The sequence below is a fragment of the Roseateles sp. P5_B10 genome (assembly GCF_056400485.1).
This window is the reverse complement of record NZ_JBFULE010001088.1, coordinates 1-1,446: the sequence shown is the minus strand read 5'-3', so window position 1 is coordinate 1,446 and position 1,446 is coordinate 1. Positions and strand designations below refer to the sequence as shown.

Annotated in this window: 1 protein-coding gene; it reads right to left on the bottom strand. The window is 73.6% G+C overall.

Going from position 1 to position 1,446, the window contains the following annotated elements; all coding sequences use genetic code 11:
- Positions 1-16: 16 nt before the first annotated feature.
- Positions 17-1,446, bottom strand: a 1,430-nt coding sequence (locus AC1DU6_RS31055; RefSeq protein ID WP_477861972.1) for a putative baseplate assembly protein, incomplete at its 5' end; no start/stop codon positions are given.

The window sequence follows — 1,446 nt, the reverse complement described above, 5'->3', positions numbered from 1 at the left end:
GAGTTGGCGTCCATGATCAGCAGAGGTCCACGATGACGGGCACGGCTACGCGGCTGCCACCGTTGCCAGAGGCCGTATCCGGTGCCAGGCTGGTAGCCGGTGCATTGCCCACTTCCACCAGCACCTGCATCAGCTCCGGCAGCTGCCAAGGCGCGAGGGCGACCTGCTGCAGGCCGTTGGCGTCACGGCCCGCGAGGGCCCAGGCGCCCGGCCCGCCGGTGAAGAGATTGACGCCGGCCACCGTCGCCACGCCTGGCACGCGGGCGGCTTCGACCTCCAGCTCACGGTCGGCCAGGGCGCGGCCCAGCGGCCAGCCATTGCCGTCGAAACCGCCCGGCACGAGTGGCCACAACAGCCGCCGGATCACCAGGCGCACCGCCGCCAGCGTCTCCTCGCGCGGTGCGCCGTCGCGCAGGCCCACGGCCACGGAGACGGACAGCGGCAGGTATTCGCAGCCGATGACGTTCAGCTCGGTCGCCAGCGGCCGGCGCGGTTCCAGCCAGGCGTGGACGGCCTCGATCAGCGGCCGGTCGGCGCGCGGGTTGGGTGCGGTGCCGACCTCGCCGCTGGCCGTGCCCGGCAGCACCATCACCGCGACGACGCCTGGGATGCCGAAGGCCCGCGTGCGCGGCGCAAAACGCGGCAGCACTTCCACACGGCCAATGTCCATGCCAGGCGTCTCGCGGGCCAGGCTGGCGTAGTCGTCGGCCGTCACGGCGCGCTCGCGGTGGCGCAGCATGGCGGGGATGCGCTGCTGGGCGGCGTCCACGTCCTCGGCGTCCTCGCCGCCCTGGGTGGCGATGGGCTGCGAGAGCTTGAGCGTGTTGACCACGGCGCCGGGCAGGCCGCTGGCGTTGATGGTGGTGGCGACGATGTCCTTCAGCAGACCCGGCGCGAGATTGCCCGCGCGGCCGCCGCCCGAGCGGGCCGACACGATGCGCACGCGTGAGCCCGGCGGCGGCAGGCGGCCGCGCATGCCGTCGCCGAAGTGCACCTGGCCGGATTCAGCATCCAGCTCGTAGGCGCGGGCGTCCCGGGCCAGCTCAGCGCGGTGCGACACCAGGGTCAGGTCGTCGACGTGCGTCCAGGCCGCGTATTGCATGCCGGGCTCGGCGATCTCGAGCTGCAGGCTGTCGGGCTGCACATTGCGCAGCGGCAGCGTGATGACTTCGCCAGGCTGGCCAGTGGTCTGCGCCACCACCAGGCCCTGGGTCGTCACCCCCTGCTCGATCTGCACGGCGTGCAGGCCGACCCAGCTCAGGCGCAGGCGCTGCACACCGGCGGCAGGCTTCATGCGCAGCCAGGCGACGAGGCGCTGGGCACGGTCGGGGTCGTCCAGGCGCGGCGGCTCGTCGTCGACGCCGGAGACGGCATCGATGCCGCGCGCCGAGTCGCCCACGCCGATCAGCTCGGGGCCGGGCATYAGCACGCGCACGACGCCGGCGC